This window comes from Viridibacillus sp. FSL E2-0187 (genome assembly GCF_038006425.1).
Taxonomy (GTDB): Bacteria; Bacillota; Bacilli; order Bacillales_A; family Planococcaceae; genus Viridibacillus; species Viridibacillus arvi.
The window spans coordinates 2,983,218-3,002,039 of record NZ_JBBOVG010000001.1 but is presented as its reverse complement, the minus strand read 5'-3'; the positions used below and the strand labels follow the sequence as shown (position 1 = coordinate 3,002,039).

Sequence of the window (18,822 nt, the reverse complement as noted above, 5' to 3'; positions counted from 1 at the left end):
TTGAAACAAGCCTGCAAACCTTATTATTTGCAGGCTTTTTCTGTCTTTAAAATAAAATTATATATAATAAAAAGGAGTTGAAACGAATGCAACATGGCATTCTTCCTCTATGGAAAGAACGGGGAATGACTTCTCACGATTGCGTATTTAAATTACGCAAAATATTGCAAACGAAAAAAGTAGGACATACAGGGACGCTAGACCCAGGTGTAGAAGGTGTTTTGCCGATTTGTATTGGCAATGCAACACGCCTAGCAGAATATTTGACAGACGCAGGTAAAACGTATGAGGCCGTAATTTCAATTGGTGCATCTACTACAACTGAAGATGCTGAAGGGGAAATAGTGGCAGAAGATAGTAGTGTCAAAACCATTTCTCGTGAACATTTATTACAGGTACTTGCTAATCTTACTGGAGAAATTTCACAAACACCACCGATGTATTCAGCTGTGAAAGTAAATGGACGGAAATTATATGAATACGCACGTCAAGGTCAGATTATAGAACGTCCATCTCGTAATGTAATGATTTATAGCTTAGAACTACTAGATGATGAATTGGTTTATGAGGGAGCTACTATCACTTTCCCAGTTCGCATTGCATGTAGCAAAGGGACATATATTCGCACTTTAGCTGTACAAATAGGTGAAGAGTTAGGGTACCCTGCGCATATGGCTTCACTAGTTCGCACAGCTTCTGGGAATTTCAGGAAGGAAGATTGTGTCACAATTTCTGAATTACGTGAAATTGCTGAGGCGGGGGAATTGGATAAAGTAATAATGCCAATTGAGCAAGCATTAACTAATTATCCAACTTTCCAAATTAATGAAGAGAATCATAAGCAAATTACAAATGGACAAGTACTTCCTATGCACTCATCTCTAGAAGAACATGATAAAATAGTATTTGTAGAAAGTGGGAGAGCGGTTGCTATTTATATTAAGCATCCAACAAAAGATGGGCTTATGAAGCCAGAAAAAATGTTCCCAGCTGTTGATTAGGAGGCAGTCTTTATGATGAAAGTAATTCAATTAATGTACCCTCACCAAATTAGTCATCCAAATATTGAAGGACCATATTCGCTTGCAATCGGCTTTTTTGATGGAGTACATCGAGGTCATCAAGCGGTGATTGGGCATGCGAAAAAGCAAGCACAAGAGAAAAACTTGAAAACAGCTGTTATGACGTTTGATCCTCACCCTTCGATTGTATTAGGCCAAAGTAAAGAACAAGTATTTTATATTACACCAATAAAGCAAAAGCTAGATATCCTTGAAAGTATGGGAGTTGATACGGTATTCGTCGTACGCTTCACTTCGGATTTTGCTAAGCTTAGTCCTAGTAAATTTGTAGATGTATTTATTCGTGATTTAAATGTAAAACATGTGACAGCAGGCTTCGACTTTACATTTGGTGCATTTGGTAAAGGAACGATGGTAGATATGGAGTCACTTAGCAATGAAGACTTTGGAGTTACTGTAATTGATAAGCAAGTTCAAGAAGAGGAGAAAATTAGCTCTACTAGAATTCGTAAGTTGTTACAAATGGGTGAAATGGAAGCCGTTCATAGTCTACTAGGAAGACCATTCCAAATTCCAGGTATTGTCGTACATGGTGATAAACGCGGTCGTCAGATTGGTTTTCCGACTGCAAACATTCAAGCGCATGAAGGAACGTTCATACCAGCAAATGGTGTTTATGCTGTAAGAATGCAAGTTCAAAATGAATGGTTCGATGGTGTTTGTAACGTGGGATATAAACCGACATTCAAAAACCCGGATGAAAAAAACTTATCAATTGAAGTACATATTATGGACTTCAACAAAAATATTTATGCTGAAGAAGTACAAATAGATTGGTATAAGCATTTAAGATCAGAACAAAAATTTGATGGAATAGATGCACTAAAAAGTCAAATCGAAATAGATAAGGCAACTGCAATGAAATATTTACGTGAACGTTAGATAATAGTTGATTCTATCAGGCGCTTATGTTACTATTTCATAAGTGAGTTGCTCTGCAACCACTGAACCATTGCTTGGCTTTCGAATCACCAACGTTTGCTCAGCATTTGGGGATATTTCAATTTAGGAGGTGAATAGGATGGCACTAACACAAGAACGCAAAAACGAAATCATTGCTGAATTCCGTGTACACGAAAGTGATACTGGTTCACCAGAAGTTCAAATCGCTATCCTTACGGAAGAGATTAACAACTTAAATGAGCACTTACGTACTCATAAAAAAGACCACCATTCTCGTCGCGGTTTATTCAAAATGGTTGGACGTCGTCGTAACTTATTAAAATATTTACGTGAAAATGACGTACCACGCTACCGTGAAATCATTACTAAACTCGGCTTACGTCGATAACATGCAATTTTGTGAAAGCGGGCTTGTCCCGCTTTTTCTTTATGCTTCAATAAACTAACCTCCTACAACAATTTGAATATAAAGAATTGAAATGTTTCGCATAAGCCTCCCTTTTTTGATAAACTAATAGTACTACATAAATACATGAATAGATGTTTTCTTTGAGAGAGGAGTTCAAATAAATGAACGAAAAAAAGGTTTATACCTATGAATGGGCCGGACGACCTTTACAAATCGAAGTAGGTCAGCTCGCAAAGCAAGCTAATGGATCGGTATTAGTACGTTATGGAGAAACAGTTGTACTATCAAATGCAACAGCTTCAAAACACCCAAAACCATTAGACTTCTTCCCATTAACAGTTAACTATGAAGAAAAATTATATGCAGTTGGTAAGATCCCTGGAGGGTTTATCAAACGTGAAGGACGTCCTTCTGAAAAAGCGGTTTTAACATCTCGTTTAATCGACCGTCCAATCCGTCCATTATTCCCAGATGGCTTCCGTAATGAAGTACAAGTAATCTCTATGGTTATGTCTGCAGATCAAGATTGCCCTTCAGAAATGGCAGCTATGCTTGGATCATCACTTGCACTAATGGTTTCTGATATTCCATTTGACGGACCAATCGCAGGTGTCCAAGTTGGGCTTGTTGACGATGAATTTATCGTAAACCCAACAGTTGCACAATGGGAAAAATCAACAATTAATTTAATAGTTGCTGGTACAAAAGATGCTATTAACATGGTTGAAGCAGGCGCTTTAGAAGTTCCTGAAGAAAAAATGTTAGAAGCTATTATGTTCGGTCACGAAGAAATTAAAAAAATAATTGCTTTCCAAGAAACAATTGCTGCTGAAGTCGGTAAAGAAAAAATGGAAGTAATATTACATGGTATAAATGAAGAATTATTTGCTGAAATTAACGCAGAATTCGGAACTAATATGATTGCTGCTATCCAAACTTATGAAAAGCATGCTCGTGAAGAAGCAATTAATGCTGTAAAAGCTGAAGTTATTGCTAAATACGAAGAAGCTGAAGCAGATGAAGCAACTTTAAAACAAGTTGGCGAAATTCTAGATAAAATGGTGAAAGAAGAAGTACGCCGTTTAATCACAGAAGATAAAATTCGTCCAGATGGTCGTAAATTAGATGAAATTCGTCCTCTATCTTCAGAAGTAGGTTTACTTCCAAGAGCACATGGCTCTGGTTTGTTCACACGTGGACAAACTCAAGCACTTTCAGTTTGTACTTTAGGTGCACTAGGTGATGTTCAAATTATTGATGGTTTAGGTGTTGAAGAGTCTAAACGCTTCATGCATCATTATAATTTCCCTCAATTCTCAGTAGGGGAAACTGGACCTATTCGTGGACCAGGTCGTCGTGAAATCGGACACGGTGCTTTAGGAGAACGTGCTTTAGAAGCTGTTATTCCAAATGAAAAAGACTTCCCTTATACGATCCGTTGCGTATCAGAAGTTTTAGAATCGAACGGTTCTACTTCACAAGCAAGTATTTGCGCTTCAACTCTAGCAATGATGGATGCAGGTGTTCCTCTTAAAGCACCAGTAGCAGGTATTGCGATGGGTCTTATTAAAAAAGATGAACATTATTCAATTTTAACAGATATTCAAGGAATGGAAGATCACCTTGGTGATATGGACTTCAAAGTAGCAGGTACTGCAAAAGGTGTTACTGCACTTCAAATGGATATCAAAATTGATGGTCTATCTAACCAAATTTTAGAAGAAGCGTTAACACAAGCTAAAATTGGTCGTATGCATATACTAGAGTCTATGCTTGCAACTATGCCGGAAAGACGTGATCACCTTTCAAAATATGCTCCGAAAATTATCATGGTTAAAATTAACCCAGATAAAATTCGCGACGTTATCGGACCTGGTGGTAAACAAATCAATAAAATTATCGAAGAAACTGGCGTGAAAATTGATACAGAACAAGACGGTACAATTTACATCTCTTCAGTTGATGAAGAAATGAACGCACGTGCAAAAGAAATCATTGAAAACATTGTACGTGAAGCAGTTGTAGGCGAATATTACATGGGTAAAGTAAAACGTATCGAAAAATTCGGTGCATTTGTTCAAATCTTCCCAGGTAAAGACGGTTTACTACACATTTCTGAAATTCAAGAAGAGCGCACTAAAGCGGTAGAAGATGTTCTTAAATTAGAAGATGAACTACTTGTAAAAGTCATTGAAATCGACAACCAAGGTCGTGTAAACCTTTCTCGTAAAGTAGTATTAAAAGAAGAAAAAGAACGCGCAGAGCAAAAGTAATCTGAGGACATCCGCAACAGGGGATTCCAATTCAATACTCCTCGTTCCTAACTTGAGTGTCTAAACATCATAAATGTTAAAATTATTGAGGTCGTCCGTTTCCAGAAAAACGGCGACCTCTTTTGCTTGTATTATAAGGAGGAAACTATTTGGTTACAAAACATATTTGTGCTAATGGAGTACGCATAGTTGCGGAAGATATACCGCATGTACGTTCAGTAGCAATGGGGATTTGGGTAAATGTAGGTTCTCGATACGAACAACCGCATGAGAATGGTATGACACACTTTATAGAGCATATGCTATTTAAAGGGACAGATACACGTTCAGCAAAAGATATAGCTGAACAATTTGATCGTATAGGAGGGCAACTCAATGCCTTCACATCAAAGGAAAATACATGTTATTATGCAGTAGTTCTTGATCATCATGCAGAAAAAGCAATTGAGATTTTGACTGATATGTTCTTCCATTCCAAATTTAGTCCTGAAGATATTGATAAGGAAAGACAAGTGATATTAGAGGAAATTGCAATGACGGAAGATGCACCTGATGATGATGTAGATGAAAGATTATGGCAGGCAATGTTTCCAAACAACGCATTAGGTTCGCCGATTCTAGGAACAACAGAAACATTACAAACCTTTAATCGTGAAAATCTTCTGGCATATATGCACAAGCATTATCGTCCCGAACAAGTTGTAGTTTCAATTGCCGGTCATTTGTCGCCAACGTTAATTCAAACGATTGAGAAATTATTCAATCAATTCCCAACAACAACTTCATATGAGCCTACAATTTTCACTTCGCCAACTTTTGTTCCAGCGAAAATTGAAAAGAAGAGTCAGGTAGAACAGTCGCATTTGGCATTGGGCTATCCAGGGTTAAGTATACAATCACCTAATCTATTAAGCTTAGTTGTGTTAAATAGTGTGTTGGGAGATTCTATGTCCTCTCGTTTATTTCAAGAAGTAAGAGAGGAAAAGGCGCTTGCTTATTCTGTCTACTCCTATTATTCTGCGTATCAAGATGCCGGTGCATTTGTGATTTATGCTGGCACTTCGCCACATCAGCTACCTTTGTTGCAGCAAACAATTACTCATTCTATCAATACGAAATGCCGAGAAGGTATTACTGAAAAAGAATTACTATTTGCAAAAGAACAACTTGAAAGTAATTTGCTTCTTGGATTAGAAACAGCGTATGATTTTATGAGTCGCAATGCTAAAAACGAACTTGTATTTGGTTATGATCGTACAATTGAAAAAGCACTAGCAGAACTCAAACAAGTAACTGTACAATCAGTAAATCAAATAATTAATGACCATTTAAAACAACCATTTGCAAGCTCCATCATTACACCAGCTAAGGGAAGCAACTAATGCCCTTAGCTTTTCTTTTGTTCTTTTTTCCTTTGAAGCAAAAAATCACTAAAAACAAGGCAAAAGCATATACATAATATACATGCGAAAAGGAGGGGAAGCATGCTCTTATCAGAGTTAGCTGAAAAAGAATTAATTCAAATGAATGATGGCATACGTTTTGGTATTTTGGCTGAGACCGAGTGTTTACTTGACCCAAAAACAGGTCAAATTTTTGGTTTTGAAATGATTCATAGAGGGCATCGAATTCCATTTAAAGCAAAATCACCAAAAATGCAAGAATATATCCCTTGGGATGAAATTGTTCTCATTGGGGAAGATCGAATTCTATTTAATCAAGTAAAACCAATGAATTCGGGGTTAACAGAATGACTGAAGAAAGATGGCTACTAATAGGAACGGACGCACGTTTTAAAAAGCTTGCAGTACAACTTTCAAAACCTAATCGAACGGTTGTGTACAAATATACTGATGAGTGGAATGAAGAGCTTTTAATGTTGAGCAAAAAGCTTCAACCAAATCGCATTGTTTTACCTATTCACCCACCTAAATGGTCATCAGATATGAATAGTTTTTTTAGTGTGGCAGAGAATGCAATGTTGTTTGTTGGAAGAACGACTCCAGAATTTAAACAACAGTTATCTACTACAAAAACTGTTTACTACCTAGAAGACGAACAATTTATTTGGCAAAATGCGAAGCTCACTGCAGAAGGGATGCTCAGATCATTCTACGATCATGAACAAAGATCAATGGATGGGCAACACCTAATTATTACAGGATTTGGAAGAGTAGCAAAGATGACTGCTGCATTATGTAGAGACCTAGGTGCTACAATCCATGTTATGGCACGCTCAGCAACTCAAATATATGAGGCGGAAGCTTTTGGTTATAAAGCTTCTGTTTTGGCGCCTGAGGCTTTTGAAAGTAAATCCGACTATATCATTAACACAATCCCTGTAAAATGGCTTACAAGCGCTTTTAGTGAGAAGTTACAATCATCTACTACAGTGTTTGATTTAGCATCAGCTCCAGGATGTCTGGCTTTTGAAGAACAACCTGATTTTGACTATATACAATTACCAGCATTGCCCGGGAAATTTTTCCCCCAAGATGCTGCAGATTTACTAATTCAAACGATTGAACTGCATAATGCAAAATATAAGGAGGGACATCATGCTTGATGGGAAGCGCATCGGCTTTGGCATAACTGCATCACATTGTACGTATGAAGAAGTTGTACCAAAAATCAAACATCTCAGAGATGAGGGTGCAACAGTGGTGCCTATTATTACCCACTCAGTATTGCATGCGGCAACCAGATTTGGTACAGGGGAAGAGTGGATTGCGAAAATAGAGGAAGTTGCAGGTCATAAAGTGATTAAGACAATGGCGGATGCAGAGCCACTTGGTCCGAGGAATCCACTAGATTGTATGGTAATTGCACCGATGACTGGGAACTCACTCAGTAAATTCGCTAATGCGGCAACAGAATCCCCAGTTTTAATGGCAGCGAAAGCGACACTTCGTAACGGTAGCCCAGTTGTCATCGGAGTTTCTACGAATGATGCTTTGGGGTTAAATGGAATGAATCTCATGAAACTCCTAAATACGAAGAATATTTTCTTTATACCATTTGGGCAAGACGACCCATATAAGAAGCCAAATTCATTAATTTCCGATTTTACAAAAATAAATGAAACAGTAATAAATGCGTTAGAAAAGAAACAATTCCAACCATTATTGATTCAATATACTAAATAATTTAATTTTTATACACAATTATGAAAAATTATGATACAATAGCGCCATTATCAATGTTGAGTTGAGGAGAGATGTATGATGACTAAGCAATATACAGTAGCTGTCGTAGGAGCTACAGGAGCAGTAGGGACAAAAATGATGGAGCAGCTTACTAAGCGTAAATTTCCGATTGGTAAGATTAAATTATTAGCTTCAAAAAAATCTGCTGGAAAAGATATTACATTTAATGGTCAGTCATACACGATTGAGGAAGCAACACCTGAAGCATTTGAAGGTGTAGATATTGCGCTATTCAGTGCAGGTGGTGCTGTATCAAAAGTGTTAGCACCAGAAGCAGCAAAACGTGGTGCTGTTGCAATTGATAACACAAGTGCTTTCCGAATGGATCCAGAAGTACCGCTTGTTGTACCTGAAGTAAACCCAGGTGATTTGGCTAAACACAAAGGGATTATTGCCAATCCAAACTGTTCAACAATTCAAATGGTAGCAGCACTAGAACCAATTAAAAAAGCATTTGGTTTATCAAATGTAATCGTATCTACATATCAAGCAGTATCTGGTTCAGGTATAAATGCCATTGAAGAGCTTAAAACACAAAGTGGTGAGTGGGAAAAAGGTAAAGAAGTGGAAGCGAATGTATTACCAGTTAAAAGCGATAAAAAACATTATCCAATCGCTAGAAACGTTATTCCACAAATTGATGTCTTCACTGAAAATGGCTTCACATACGAAGAGATGAAAATGATTAATGAAACGAAGAAAATTATGCATATGCCAGAGCTTCCAGTCGCAGCAACTTGTGTACGCGTACCAGTTGTATCAGGACACTCTGAATCTGTTTATATTGAAGTAGAAAAAGATAATGTGTCAGTCGAAGATGTAAAGAAGGTACTTGAAAACGCTACTGGTATATTACTAGTTGACGATATTACTGCACAAGGTTATCCAATGCCAATTTATGCAGAAGGCGAAGATGAAGTATTTGTGGGCCGTATTCGCAAAGATTTAGCGAAGGATAATGGCTTCCATTTATGGATTGTTGCTGACAACCTTTTAAAAGGTGCGGCACTTAATTCTATCCAAATCGCAGAAGCTTTGATTGAAGAAGGTATAATCTAGGGGGGCATCATATATGAATATAGGGAATGTAGCAACAGCATTGATTACTCCATTTCACGAAGATGGCTCTATCCATTATGAAATGGTGGCAAAAGTAGTAGAACATCTAATTGCAACAGGGACTGATTCAATTGTTGTTTGTGGTACAACTGGAGAATCGCCAACATTAACACATGAAGAGAAAATGCATCTTATCCAGTTTGTTGTTGAAACCGTACGTAAACGCGTTCCAGTAATTGCAGGTACAGGAAGTAATAATACGGCGGAATCGATTCAAGCAACAAAAGAAGCTGAGGCAGCTGGTGTTGATGGGGTTATGCTCGTGACACCATATTATAATAAGCCTAGCCAGCGCGGTATGTATGCTCACTTTGCAGCGATTGCTAAAGAAACAACGTTACCGGTTATGCTTTACAATATTCCTGGACGGTCAATTGTAAATCTATTACCTGAAACAATTCTAGAATTAAGTAAAATATCAAATATACAAATTGTGAAAGAAGCAAGTGGTAGTCTTGATCAAATGACAGAAATTCTAGCAGGTGCACCTGCTGGATTCAAAGTTTACTCGGGTGATGACGGTTTAACTTTGCCGCTTTTAGCGGTTGGAGGTTCTGGTATTATTTCTGTAGCGGCACATGTTGTTGGGGATGATATGCAGAAAATGATTCAAGCATTTAAAGATGGGCGCCATGAGGATGCAGCATTTATACATCAAGCATTATTACCTTTAATTCGTGCCTTGTTCGCAACTCCGAATCCTACGGCAGTTAAATATGCTCTTAGTAAATTAAATATTTCATCTGAAACAGTTAGGTTGCCATTAGTGGAATTGACTGAACAAGAAAAAGCACATTTTGATATAGTTTGGGAACATTATCTAGCAAAACAAAAACAGTTCCAATAAAAAAATGGAATGGGTGATAAAACCCATTCTTTTTTTGTTTGTGAAAACGGTCTACTACCGATATAATAAAAACAAGTGGATGCTGTTCGGGATTATTTTTAGGAGGAAAACAAGTGGTTAAAACAAAAAATGAAGTAATACGAGTAATACCTCTAGGTGGGGTTAGTGAAATCGGCAAAGCAATGTATGTCGTTGAAATTGATGACGAGCTATTTGTAGTCGATAGTGGACTAATGTTCCCAGAGGATGAGATGCTAGGAATCGATTTTGTTATTCCAGACATTTCATATTTAGAAGAAAACAAAACAAGAGTAAAAGGGATCTTCTTAACACATGGTCATGAAGACGCAATTGGCTCAATTGCGTACCTATTACAAAAAGTCAATGCACCAGTATATGGTTCAAAACTTACAATTGCTTTAGCGAAAGAACATTTAAAAGAATTGCCCGCTCCACAACAAGTAAAATTCTTTGAAGTGACAAGCAAAAGTCGTATGAATTTCCAAACGACGTATGTGACGTTTTTCCATACAACGCACAGTATTCCAGATTCACTTGGCGTTGCGTTCCATACATCTGAAGGTGCAATCGTACACACTGGTGAATTTAAATTTGACCAATCAGCACAAGGTAAGTACAAGCCCGATATCGCTAAAATGGCTGGACTTGGTGAAGAGGGTGTCTTCATCTTAATGTCTGATTCAACAGAAGCAGAACGCCCAGGATATACAATCTCAGAATCGATTATCCGTGAAAGATTATCAAAAACATTCCATCGTGCAGAAGGAAGAATCCTTGTAGCACTTTATGCATCAAATTTCATCCGTATTCAACAAGTATTTGATCAAGCGGCAGCATCAAATCGTAAAATTGCTGTTGTAGGTCGTAGCCTAGAAAATGTTTTTGAAGTTGGTATGCGTTTAGGTTATCTTTCTGTTGATCCAGAAAGAATTATTCCAGTAAGTAAAATCAATGATTACCCTGAAAATGAAATTGTTGCAATTGTAACAGGTAATCAAGGAGAGCCTTTAGAAGGTCTTGAGAAAATCATTCGTAAGCATCATCGTGATATTCGCATTAAACCTTCTGATACTGTATTGATTACTTTCACACCTTCTCCAGGTATGGAAGTACAAATTGCTGAAACAATGAATAGCCTTGCCAAAGCAGGCGCTAAAGTAATGTCAGCCGATAAAAAGGTACATGTATCTGGACATGGTTCGCAAGAAGACCTCAAATTAATGCTTAATCTTATGAAACCAAAGTACTTTATTCCTATTCAAGGGGAATATCGTATGTTAATAGCACACTCTAAACTTGCTCAAGAAACAGGTCTGTCGAAAGCGCAAATTTTCATCGCTGATAAAGGCGATATTGTAGAATACAAAAACGGAAAAATGCGTATGAGCGGCCGTGTAACTGCTGGTAATGTTTTAATAGATGGCATTGGTGTTGGTGATGTCGGTAACATCGTTTTACGCGATCGTAAATTATTAAGTCAAGATGGTATCTTTATTGTTGTTGTTACTATTGACCGTCAACACAAAAAAATTGCTTCAGGTCCGGAAATTTTATCTAGAGGATTCGTATATGTTCGTGAATCAGAAGAACTAATGGAAGAGTCTGCAGCACTAGTGAAGAATGTTGTCGAAAAGTATGTGAATAAAGGTACGTATGAATGGACAAACATTAAACAAGAAATCCGTGATACGCTAAATTCCTATTTATTCCAAAAAACAAAGCGCCGCCCAATGATCATCCCGATTATTATGGAATATTAATGCGTAGCGGATACAAAGGATTTCCTAGCCGATTTATGGTGGGAAATCCTTTTTTCCTTTAAAAAAGAAAGGCAGGTCAGAAAATTGGCTACAAAAAAGAAAAAAGCAACAAAACCTAAAAAGCCAGAACAAAAACTAACTATGCACCCTCTGATGTATGAAATCATCGGTCTCCTATTGGTGGGAATTGCCATCATTACATTCTTTGAATATGGGTTAGTTGGCCGATTCTTTCAAACAACTGCTATGTTTTTATTTGGTAATTGGTCAATTGCTGTACCATTTATGCTTATTCTTAGTGCCCTTATTTTAATGATTCGTAGAACCGTTCCGAATATGAAAAACCGAACAATTCTAGGTTGTGCTTTTATATTAGGGAGTCTAGCTTTATTTAGTCATATTGCACTGTTTGAACAATTACTAAATGGAAATGAAATTGGAAGTAATTCCGTATTAAAAGAAACATGGAGAATACTCATAACGAGTGGTGGTATTGAAGAACGTAGTCTATCACTTGGTGGAGGGATAGTAGGCGCTTTATTATTTGCTTGCTTCTTTGTTTTATTTGACTCTGCCGGAGCTTCTATTGCTAGTTGGTTAATGTTATTTATTGGGATCATTTTATTAACTGGGAAGGCATTAGTTCCATACTTAATGCAAAAGATGCCTGAATGGCAAACAAAATGGAGAGAACGTCGTACCCAAGCGAAAAGCGCGAAACAAGCAAGAAGGACTCCGCAAAAACAAGAAGCACCAAAAGCTTCATCACGTCGCGCTCGTAAATCTGCAAAAGATAAGGCAACGCAACAAATTGAAGAAAATCTTGAAGCTGCCACAGACGTAGAGCTTCCTGTCCATAAGGAACCGATTATTTCAGCTTTTACACAACGTATTGTAGAACCTGAAGTAATACCTCAGGATATAGAACCAGAAGAAGAAATAGAGATTCAACCAATGGAGGGTGATGAGGTTATTGAAAATGTCAATTACCAATTACCGGCAATGTCTTTGTTAAAACCACCACCACATGTTGATCAAAGTGGAGAATTTACATTGATTCAAGCAAATGCACGAAAGCTTGAACAAACTTTTCAATCGTTTGGTGTGAAAGCAACCGTAACAGAAGTACATTTAGGTCCAGCTGTTACAGAGTATGAAGTACTTCCAGATAAAGGCGTTAAAGTAAGTAAAATTGTCGGTTTGCAAGACGATTTAGCATTAGCATTAGCAGCTGAAGATATACGTATTGAAGCACCTATTCCGGGAAAATCGGCTGTCGGTATCGAAGTACCAAACAAAGAAGTGGCAATTGTTAGTTTGCGTGAAGTGTTAGAAGCAAAAGAAAATAATCAACCTAATGCCAAACTACTAATTGGTTTAGGTAGAGATATTACAGGTGAAGCGAAGTTGGCCCAGTTAAATAAAATGCCACATTTATTGGTAGCTGGTTCCACAGGTAGCGGTAAGAGTGTTTGTATTAATGGCATCATAGTAAGTATATTAATGCGTGCAAAACCTCATGAAGTGAAACTCATGATGATTGACCCGAAAATGGTTGAGCTAAATGTTTATAATGGCATTCCGCATCTGTTAGCTCCAGTTGTTACAGATGCACGTAAAGCTTCTCAAGCTTTGAAAAAAGTTGTATCTGAAATGGAGCGCCGTTATGACCTGTTTTCACATACAGGAACACGTAATATTGAAGGCTACAATGGGCATGTTGATACGTTTAATGCTGAAAATGAAGAGAAACATCCAAAATTACCATTTATTGTAGTTATTGTTGATGAACTAGCGGATTTAATGATGGTTGCCTCGAGTGATGTAGAAGATTCCATTACTAGACTTGCCCAAATGGCACGTGCAGCAGGTATTCACTTAATTATCGCAACGCAAAGACCAAGTGTCGATGTCATTACGGGGGTCATAAAAGCAAATATTCCATCTCGAATTGCTTTTGCAGTATCCTCTTCAATTGATTCTCGTACAATTTTAGACATGGGCGGAGCAGAACGTCTTCTTGGAAGAGGTGATATGCTATTTTTACCAGCAGGACAATCGAAACCTGTTCGAGTCCAAGGGGCCTTTTTATCAGATAATGAAGTACAGGATGTTGTTGATTTTGTTATTAGTCAACAAAAAGCACAATATCAAGAAGAGATGATTCCAACAGAAGAGGACGATCTAAAGAACTTAGATGACACAGATGATTTGTATGAAGAGGCAGTACAATTAGTAATGGATCAAGAAACGGCATCGGTATCTTATTTGCAAAGAAAGTTAAAAGTGGGGTATGCTAGAGCGGCTCGTATAATGGATCAGATGGAAGAAAGAGGAGTTGTAGGTCCTGCTGAAAAAAGCAAGCCACGTCAAGTCCTTATCGGAAGATGATAATGGTAAAATTTTCTGTATCAAAAAAATACTAAAATAACTACAGTTATAAAAAAAAAAAACTGTTTTAGCACAGTTTTTAAAAAAACCTATTTATTTACCTAAATAATAATGGTATAGTAACGAATTAGTAGGAATGTTTTACGTCAGATGTCTGATCTCTGATCTCTCTAGGTGGTGGTATGTATGACGATTAAAACAGATAGTCGGCATTTGTATCTCCAAGTAATTGATCGTTTGAAAGAAGATATTGAAAAAGGAGTTTTTAAAGAAAAAGAAAAACTCCCATCTGAATTCGAATTATCCAGGACACTTGGAGTCAGTCGTGCCACTCTACGTGAGGCACTTAGACTGTTGGAAGAAGAAAACATCATTATTCGTCGACATGGAGTAGGAACATTTGTAAATCCAAAACCTGTGTTTACATCAGGAATTGAACATTTATCAAGTATTTCTTCTATGATCATAAATGCTGGAATGGAACCCGGAACAAACTATTTAAGTTCATTCGGGTTGCCAGCTTCTGAGGAAGATGTAAAACGCTTTCATTGCGAAGAAGACGAAACTATCATATCAATTGAAAGAGTTCGTACTGCGAACGGAGAGCCCGTAGTCTATTGTGTGGACCAAGTACCTTCAAAGTATTTGCCTAATGATTTTTCAACTCGTGAAGATTCTTCAATCTTTTCTGCGATAGAAGAATCTGGTGATATTCATGTCGCGTATGCAATCACATTTATCGATCCGGTTGGTTTTCATAACCAAGCATCTCCAATTTTAGAGTGTGAGCCTGAAACAGCTCTCCTCGTTCTAAAACAGCTCCACTATGATGATAACGATCGAGTGGTGTTATATTCTAAAAACTATTTTAGAGCTGATAAATTTAGCTTCCATGTAGTTCGAAAACGTGTGTAAAACTGTATGCATTCCTGCTAACATCAAACACTTTTGGGGGGACTCCAATTGAAAAAACGTAAATTTGGCTTAGCACTTTCAGTAGTACTAGCTGCTGGTACTTTATTAGGTGCTTGTGGTTCTAAAGATGATACTTCTAAAGGTGACAAAGAAAACAACTTCTCTGTTGCAATGGTTACTGACCTTGGCGGTGTGGATGACAAATCATTCAACCAATCAGCTTGGGAAGGTATCCAAAAATTCGGTAAAGACAATGATTTGAAAAAAGGTGACGGTGGTTATGACTACGCACAATCTACGTCTTCTTCAGATTACAACACGAACTTAACTAGTATGGTACGTCGTAACTTTGATCTTGTATTCGGTGTAGGTTACTTGATGGCTGATTCTATCAAAGAAGTTGCTGATCAAAAACCGGATTCTCAATTCTCAATTATTGATGCTGAAGTTGATGCTCCAAACGTAACTTCTATCTTGTTCAAAGAGCAAGAAGGTGCATTCCTTGCGGGAGTAGCTGCAGCTAGCGTTACAAAATCAAACAAAATTGGTTTTGTAGGTGGTCTTGATATTCCTGTAATTAACCGCTTCCATGCTGGATTTGTTGAAGGTGTTAAAGCTGTAAATCCTGATATTAAAGTTGATGTTCAATATACAGGTGCTTTTGATAAAGCAGAACTTGGAAAAACAACTGCTAACCGTATGTTTACTACAGGCGTAGATGTAATTTTCCACGCTGCTGGTGCAACAGGTAATGGTGTTTTCACTGAAGCAAAAGAACGTAAAACTAAAGACCCTAATGCAAATGTATGGGTAATCGGTGTAGATGCTGACCAATACAAAGAAGGACAAGTTAACGATAAAACTAACGTTACTTTAACTTCTGTTATGAAACGTGTAGATGTTGCAGTACAAGACGTTGCGAAACAAGCTAAAGAAGGTAAATTCCCAGGTGGAGAAACTTTAGTTTACGGTTTATCAGACAATGGTATGGCATTAGCAGATTCTCATGGTGCTATTTCAGATGAAACTATGAAAAAAATCGATGATTATGCTAAACAAATCGCTGACGGTAAAATTAAAGTTCCAGAAAAAGTAGAAAAAAAGAAATAATTTAAGTTAAGTCGTCATCATAAAGGCTAGTTAACTATTAGTCTTTATGATGATTTTTATCTGCATAAATTAATAGATAAAAGGTTTTGAATTTTTTTGAATTTCAAAATCTTTCCTGTATTAATTTTTTTAACCTATGTTAATTTATTAATAACAACAAATATAATTTACAGTGTCCAAGGGAGTGAACACATTGGAATATGTGATAGAAATGCTAGGTATTCGGAAACAATTCGGATCTTTTGTAGCTAATGATAATATCACCCTTCAGCTGAAAAAAGGCGAAATTCATGCATTGCTTGGAGAAAATGGTGCAGGAAAATCGACTTTAATGAACGTGCTTTTCGGACTTTATCAACCTGAAGCTGGGGAAATTCGTGTAAATGGAAAGAAAGTTAAAATTTCTGACCCGAATGTAGCGAATGACTTAGGTATTGGAATGGTTCATCAACACTTCATGTTAGTTGAAAACTTTACAGTAACAGAAAATATTATTTTAGGTAGTGAACCTACTAAAAAGGGCATTGTTAATATCAAAGATGCAGCGAAAAAAGTAAAAGCACTATCTGAAAAATATGGATTGAATGTGGATCCATATGCAAAAATTGAGGATATTTCAGTCGGTATGCAACAACGTGTAGAAATTATTAAAACGTTGTATCGTGGGGCAGAAAACATTATTTTTGATGAACCTACAGCGTCATTAACACCACAAGAAATATCAGAATTGATTCAAATTATGAAACGTTTAATTGCAGAAGGTAAATCTATTATCTTAATCACTCATAAATTGCAAGAAATTATGGAAGTTTCAGATAGGGTCACTGTTATCCGTAAAGGACAAGGTATTGGAACTGTAACAACTTCAGAAACATCTCCAGATCAATTAGCAGAATTAATGGTTGGACGCCAAGTTGAATTTAAAACTAAAAAGGCAAAGGCTAATCCAAAAGAAGAAATTTTAAAAATTGAAAACTTAGTCGTAACTGACTACAGAAATATTGAAAAAGTGAAAGGTTTAAATCTTTCGATACGTAGTGGTGAAATTGTCGGTATTGCTGGTATTGATGGTAACGGACAGTCCGAATTAATAGAAGCAATAACAGGTCTCCGTAAAGTTAAGTCAGGCACAGTTTCGTTAAACAATCAGAACATCACAAATTTAAAACCGCGTGATATTACGGAATCTGGTGTTGGTCATATACCACAAGATCGTCATAAGCACGGTTTAGTATTAGATTTCCCAATCGGCCACAATATTGCACTACAAACTTATTATCAGTCTCCAATTGCAAAAGCTGGAGTAATAGATTATAGCAAAATCTCTGAACTTGCGCAAAGAATTATGAAAGAATACGATGTTCGTTCAGGTCATGGTGAAGTTACACCTGCTCGTGCATTATCAGGTGGTAACCAACAAAAAGCAATTATTGGTCGTGAAGTAGATCGAAATCCAGATTTACTAATTGCTGCATTACCAACACGTGGTTTAGATGTCGGTGCAATCGAATTCATACACCAACGTTTAATCGAACAACGTGATAATGGAAAGGCAGTTCTATTAATTTCATTTGAACTAGACGAAGTTATGAATGTTTCTGATAGAATCGCAGTTATATATGATGGTCAAATTATCGATACTGTGACGCCAAATGAAACGACTGAGCAAGAGTTAGGTCTATTAATGGCAGGTCAAGGTCGACAATTAAACAATGGACAAGTAAAGGATGGTGACGAATAACATGTCGAAGAAATTGACTAATATCCTCGTCCCTGTGATTTCAGTAATACTAGGATTACTTGTCGGCGCAATTGTTATGCTTGTAAGTGGTTATGACCCTGTACAAGGCTATATTGCTCTTTGGGAAGGTATCTTTGGGGATATGTTTACGCTTGGTGGAACTGTCCGACAAATTACACCTTATATTTTAGCAGGTTTGGCAGTAGCATTTGCATTCCGCACAGGTTTATTTAATATCGGTGTTGAAGGTCAATTAATTATGGGTTGGTTAGCAGCTGCTTATGTAGGTTATGCTTTTGAATTACCAGCTATAATTCACCTTCCGTTAGCTATATTAGCAGCTGCAGTAGCAGGAGCACTTTGGGCTTTTATCCCAGGGATATTAAAAGCAAAATTACAAGTGCATGAAGTTATCGTTACAATTATGATGAACTATATTGCACTACATGTCGCCAACGCAGTGATTAAGACACTCTCTGATAATGGAGAAAAAACACCGATGATTCATGAATCGGCATCATTACGTTCGACTTTTTTAGATAATTTAACAGATTATTCACGTATGCACTACGGTTTTGTAATCGCTTTAGTAATGGTTGTTATTATGTGGTTTATTTTAGAGAAAACAAAACGTGGTTTCGAACTTAAAGCTGTTGGATTTAACCAAAATGCTTCTGAGTACGCAGGTATGAATGTTAAAAATAATATTATTCTTGCTATGGTAATTTCAGGTGCATTTGCAGGTCTTGCAGGTGCAATGGAAGCACTAGGAACATTCGGTAATATGACAGTTCAAGCAGGCTTTACAGGTATCGGTTTTGACGGTATCGCAGTTGCTTTACTCGGTGCAAATGCACCGTTCGGCGTATTATTAGGAGCAATATTATTCGGTGCATTAAAATTCGGATCATTAAATATGCCGAACGTAGGAATTCCGGTAGAAATCGTTTCGATTGTAATAGCATTAGTTATTTTCTTTGTAGCTTCAGGTTATATCATTAGAGTATTCCTTGAAAGATTGAGCAAGAAAAAGGAGGCGAAATAA

Annotated in this window: 16 protein-coding genes; all 16 read left to right on the top strand. The window is 37.1% G+C overall.

What is annotated here, in order from left to right:
• Positions 1 to 86: 86 nt before the first annotated feature.
• The 16 genes from truB to MHH85_RS14630 all read left to right on the top strand — a co-directional run bounded on the left by truB (position 87) and on the right by MHH85_RS14630 (position 18,822).
• Positions 87 to 1,001, top strand: a complete 915-nt coding sequence (gene truB / locus MHH85_RS14705) for a tRNA pseudouridine(55) synthase TruB (protein WP_340707603.1) — start codon at positions 87 to 89, stop codon at positions 999 to 1,001.
• Positions 1,002 to 1,016: 15 nt separating this feature from the next.
• Positions 1,017 to 1,964 (top strand): riboflavin biosynthesis protein RibF, encoded by a 948-nt coding sequence (gene ribF, locus MHH85_RS14700; protein ID WP_340708183.1) that lies wholly within the window; start codon positions 1,017 to 1,019, stop codon positions 1,962 to 1,964.
• Between the two features lie 139 nt (positions 1,965 to 2,103).
• Positions 2,104 to 2,373, top strand: coding sequence for a 30S ribosomal protein S15 (gene rpsO / locus MHH85_RS14695; RefSeq protein ID WP_053417428.1), 270 nt, complete (start codon positions 2,104 to 2,106; stop codon positions 2,371 to 2,373).
• Between the two features lie 182 nt (positions 2,374 to 2,555).
• On the top strand, positions 2,556 to 4,667 hold the full coding sequence (gene pnp / locus MHH85_RS14690) for a polyribonucleotide nucleotidyltransferase (RefSeq protein WP_340707602.1): 2,112 nt from the start codon (positions 2,556 to 2,558) through the stop codon (positions 4,665 to 4,667).
• A gap of 149 nt (positions 4,668 to 4,816) precedes the next feature.
• Complete coding sequence (locus tag MHH85_RS14685) at positions 4,817 to 6,049, top strand: M16 family metallopeptidase (protein ID WP_340707601.1); 1,233 nt, start codon at positions 4,817 to 4,819, stop codon at positions 6,047 to 6,049.
• 102 nt (positions 6,050 to 6,151) lie between these two features.
• The gene (locus MHH85_RS14680) at positions 6,152 to 6,421 is read left to right on the top strand and encodes a YlmC/YmxH family sporulation protein (RefSeq protein ID WP_193738748.1); all 270 of its coding nucleotides are present in this window, start codon (positions 6,152 to 6,154) and stop codon (positions 6,419 to 6,421) included.
• On the top strand, positions 6,418 to 7,233 hold the full coding sequence (locus MHH85_RS14675) for an NAD(P)-dependent oxidoreductase (RefSeq protein WP_193738749.1): 816 nt from the start codon (positions 6,418 to 6,420) through the stop codon (positions 7,231 to 7,233). The genes MHH85_RS14680 and MHH85_RS14675 overlap by 4 nt, the downstream gene beginning before the upstream one ends.
• Complete coding sequence (locus MHH85_RS14670) at positions 7,226 to 7,813, top strand: dipicolinate synthase subunit B (RefSeq protein ID WP_193738750.1); 588 nt, start codon at positions 7,226 to 7,228, stop codon at positions 7,811 to 7,813. Before MHH85_RS14675 ends, MHH85_RS14670 begins: the two co-directional genes overlap by 8 nt.
• A 78-nt stretch (positions 7,814 to 7,891) precedes the next feature.
• A complete protein-coding gene (locus MHH85_RS14665) occupies positions 7,892 to 8,932 on the top strand; it encodes an aspartate-semialdehyde dehydrogenase (RefSeq protein WP_340707600.1) in 1,041 nt (346 codons plus the stop codon).
• Positions 8,933 to 8,945: 13 nt separating this feature from the next.
• Positions 8,946 to 9,839, top strand: a complete 894-nt coding sequence (gene dapA, locus MHH85_RS14660; protein ID WP_193738752.1) for a 4-hydroxy-tetrahydrodipicolinate synthase — start codon at positions 8,946 to 8,948, stop codon at positions 9,837 to 9,839.
• Positions 9,840 to 9,952: 113 nt separating this feature from the next.
• The gene (locus MHH85_RS14655) at positions 9,953 to 11,620 is read left to right on the top strand and encodes a ribonuclease J (RefSeq protein ID WP_193738753.1); all 1,668 of its coding nucleotides are present in this window, start codon (positions 9,953 to 9,955) and stop codon (positions 11,618 to 11,620) included.
• A gap of 141 nt (positions 11,621 to 11,761) precedes the next feature.
• Positions 11,762 to 14,011, top strand: coding sequence for an FtsK/SpoIIIE family DNA translocase (locus MHH85_RS14650; protein WP_340708182.1), 2,250 nt, complete (start codon positions 11,762 to 11,764; stop codon positions 14,009 to 14,011).
• A gap of 186 nt (positions 14,012 to 14,197) precedes the next feature.
• Positions 14,198 to 14,926 carry a GntR family transcriptional regulator gene (locus MHH85_RS14645; protein ID WP_340707599.1) on the top strand — a complete coding sequence of 243 codons (729 nt, stop codon included), beginning with the start codon at positions 14,198 to 14,200 and terminating at the stop codon, positions 14,924 to 14,926.
• A 48-nt stretch (positions 14,927 to 14,974) separates the two neighbouring features.
• Complete coding sequence (locus tag MHH85_RS14640) at positions 14,975 to 16,036, top strand: BMP family lipoprotein (RefSeq protein WP_340707598.1); 1,062 nt, start codon at positions 14,975 to 14,977, stop codon at positions 16,034 to 16,036.
• Between the two features lie 193 nt (positions 16,037 to 16,229).
• Positions 16,230 to 17,777, top strand: coding sequence for an ABC transporter ATP-binding protein (locus MHH85_RS14635; protein WP_193738757.1), 1,548 nt, complete (start codon positions 16,230 to 16,232; stop codon positions 17,775 to 17,777).
• Between the two features lies 1 nt (position 17,778).
• Entirely contained in the window at positions 17,779 to 18,822 is a 1,044-nt protein-coding gene (locus MHH85_RS14630) for an ABC transporter permease (RefSeq protein ID WP_340707597.1), read from the top strand.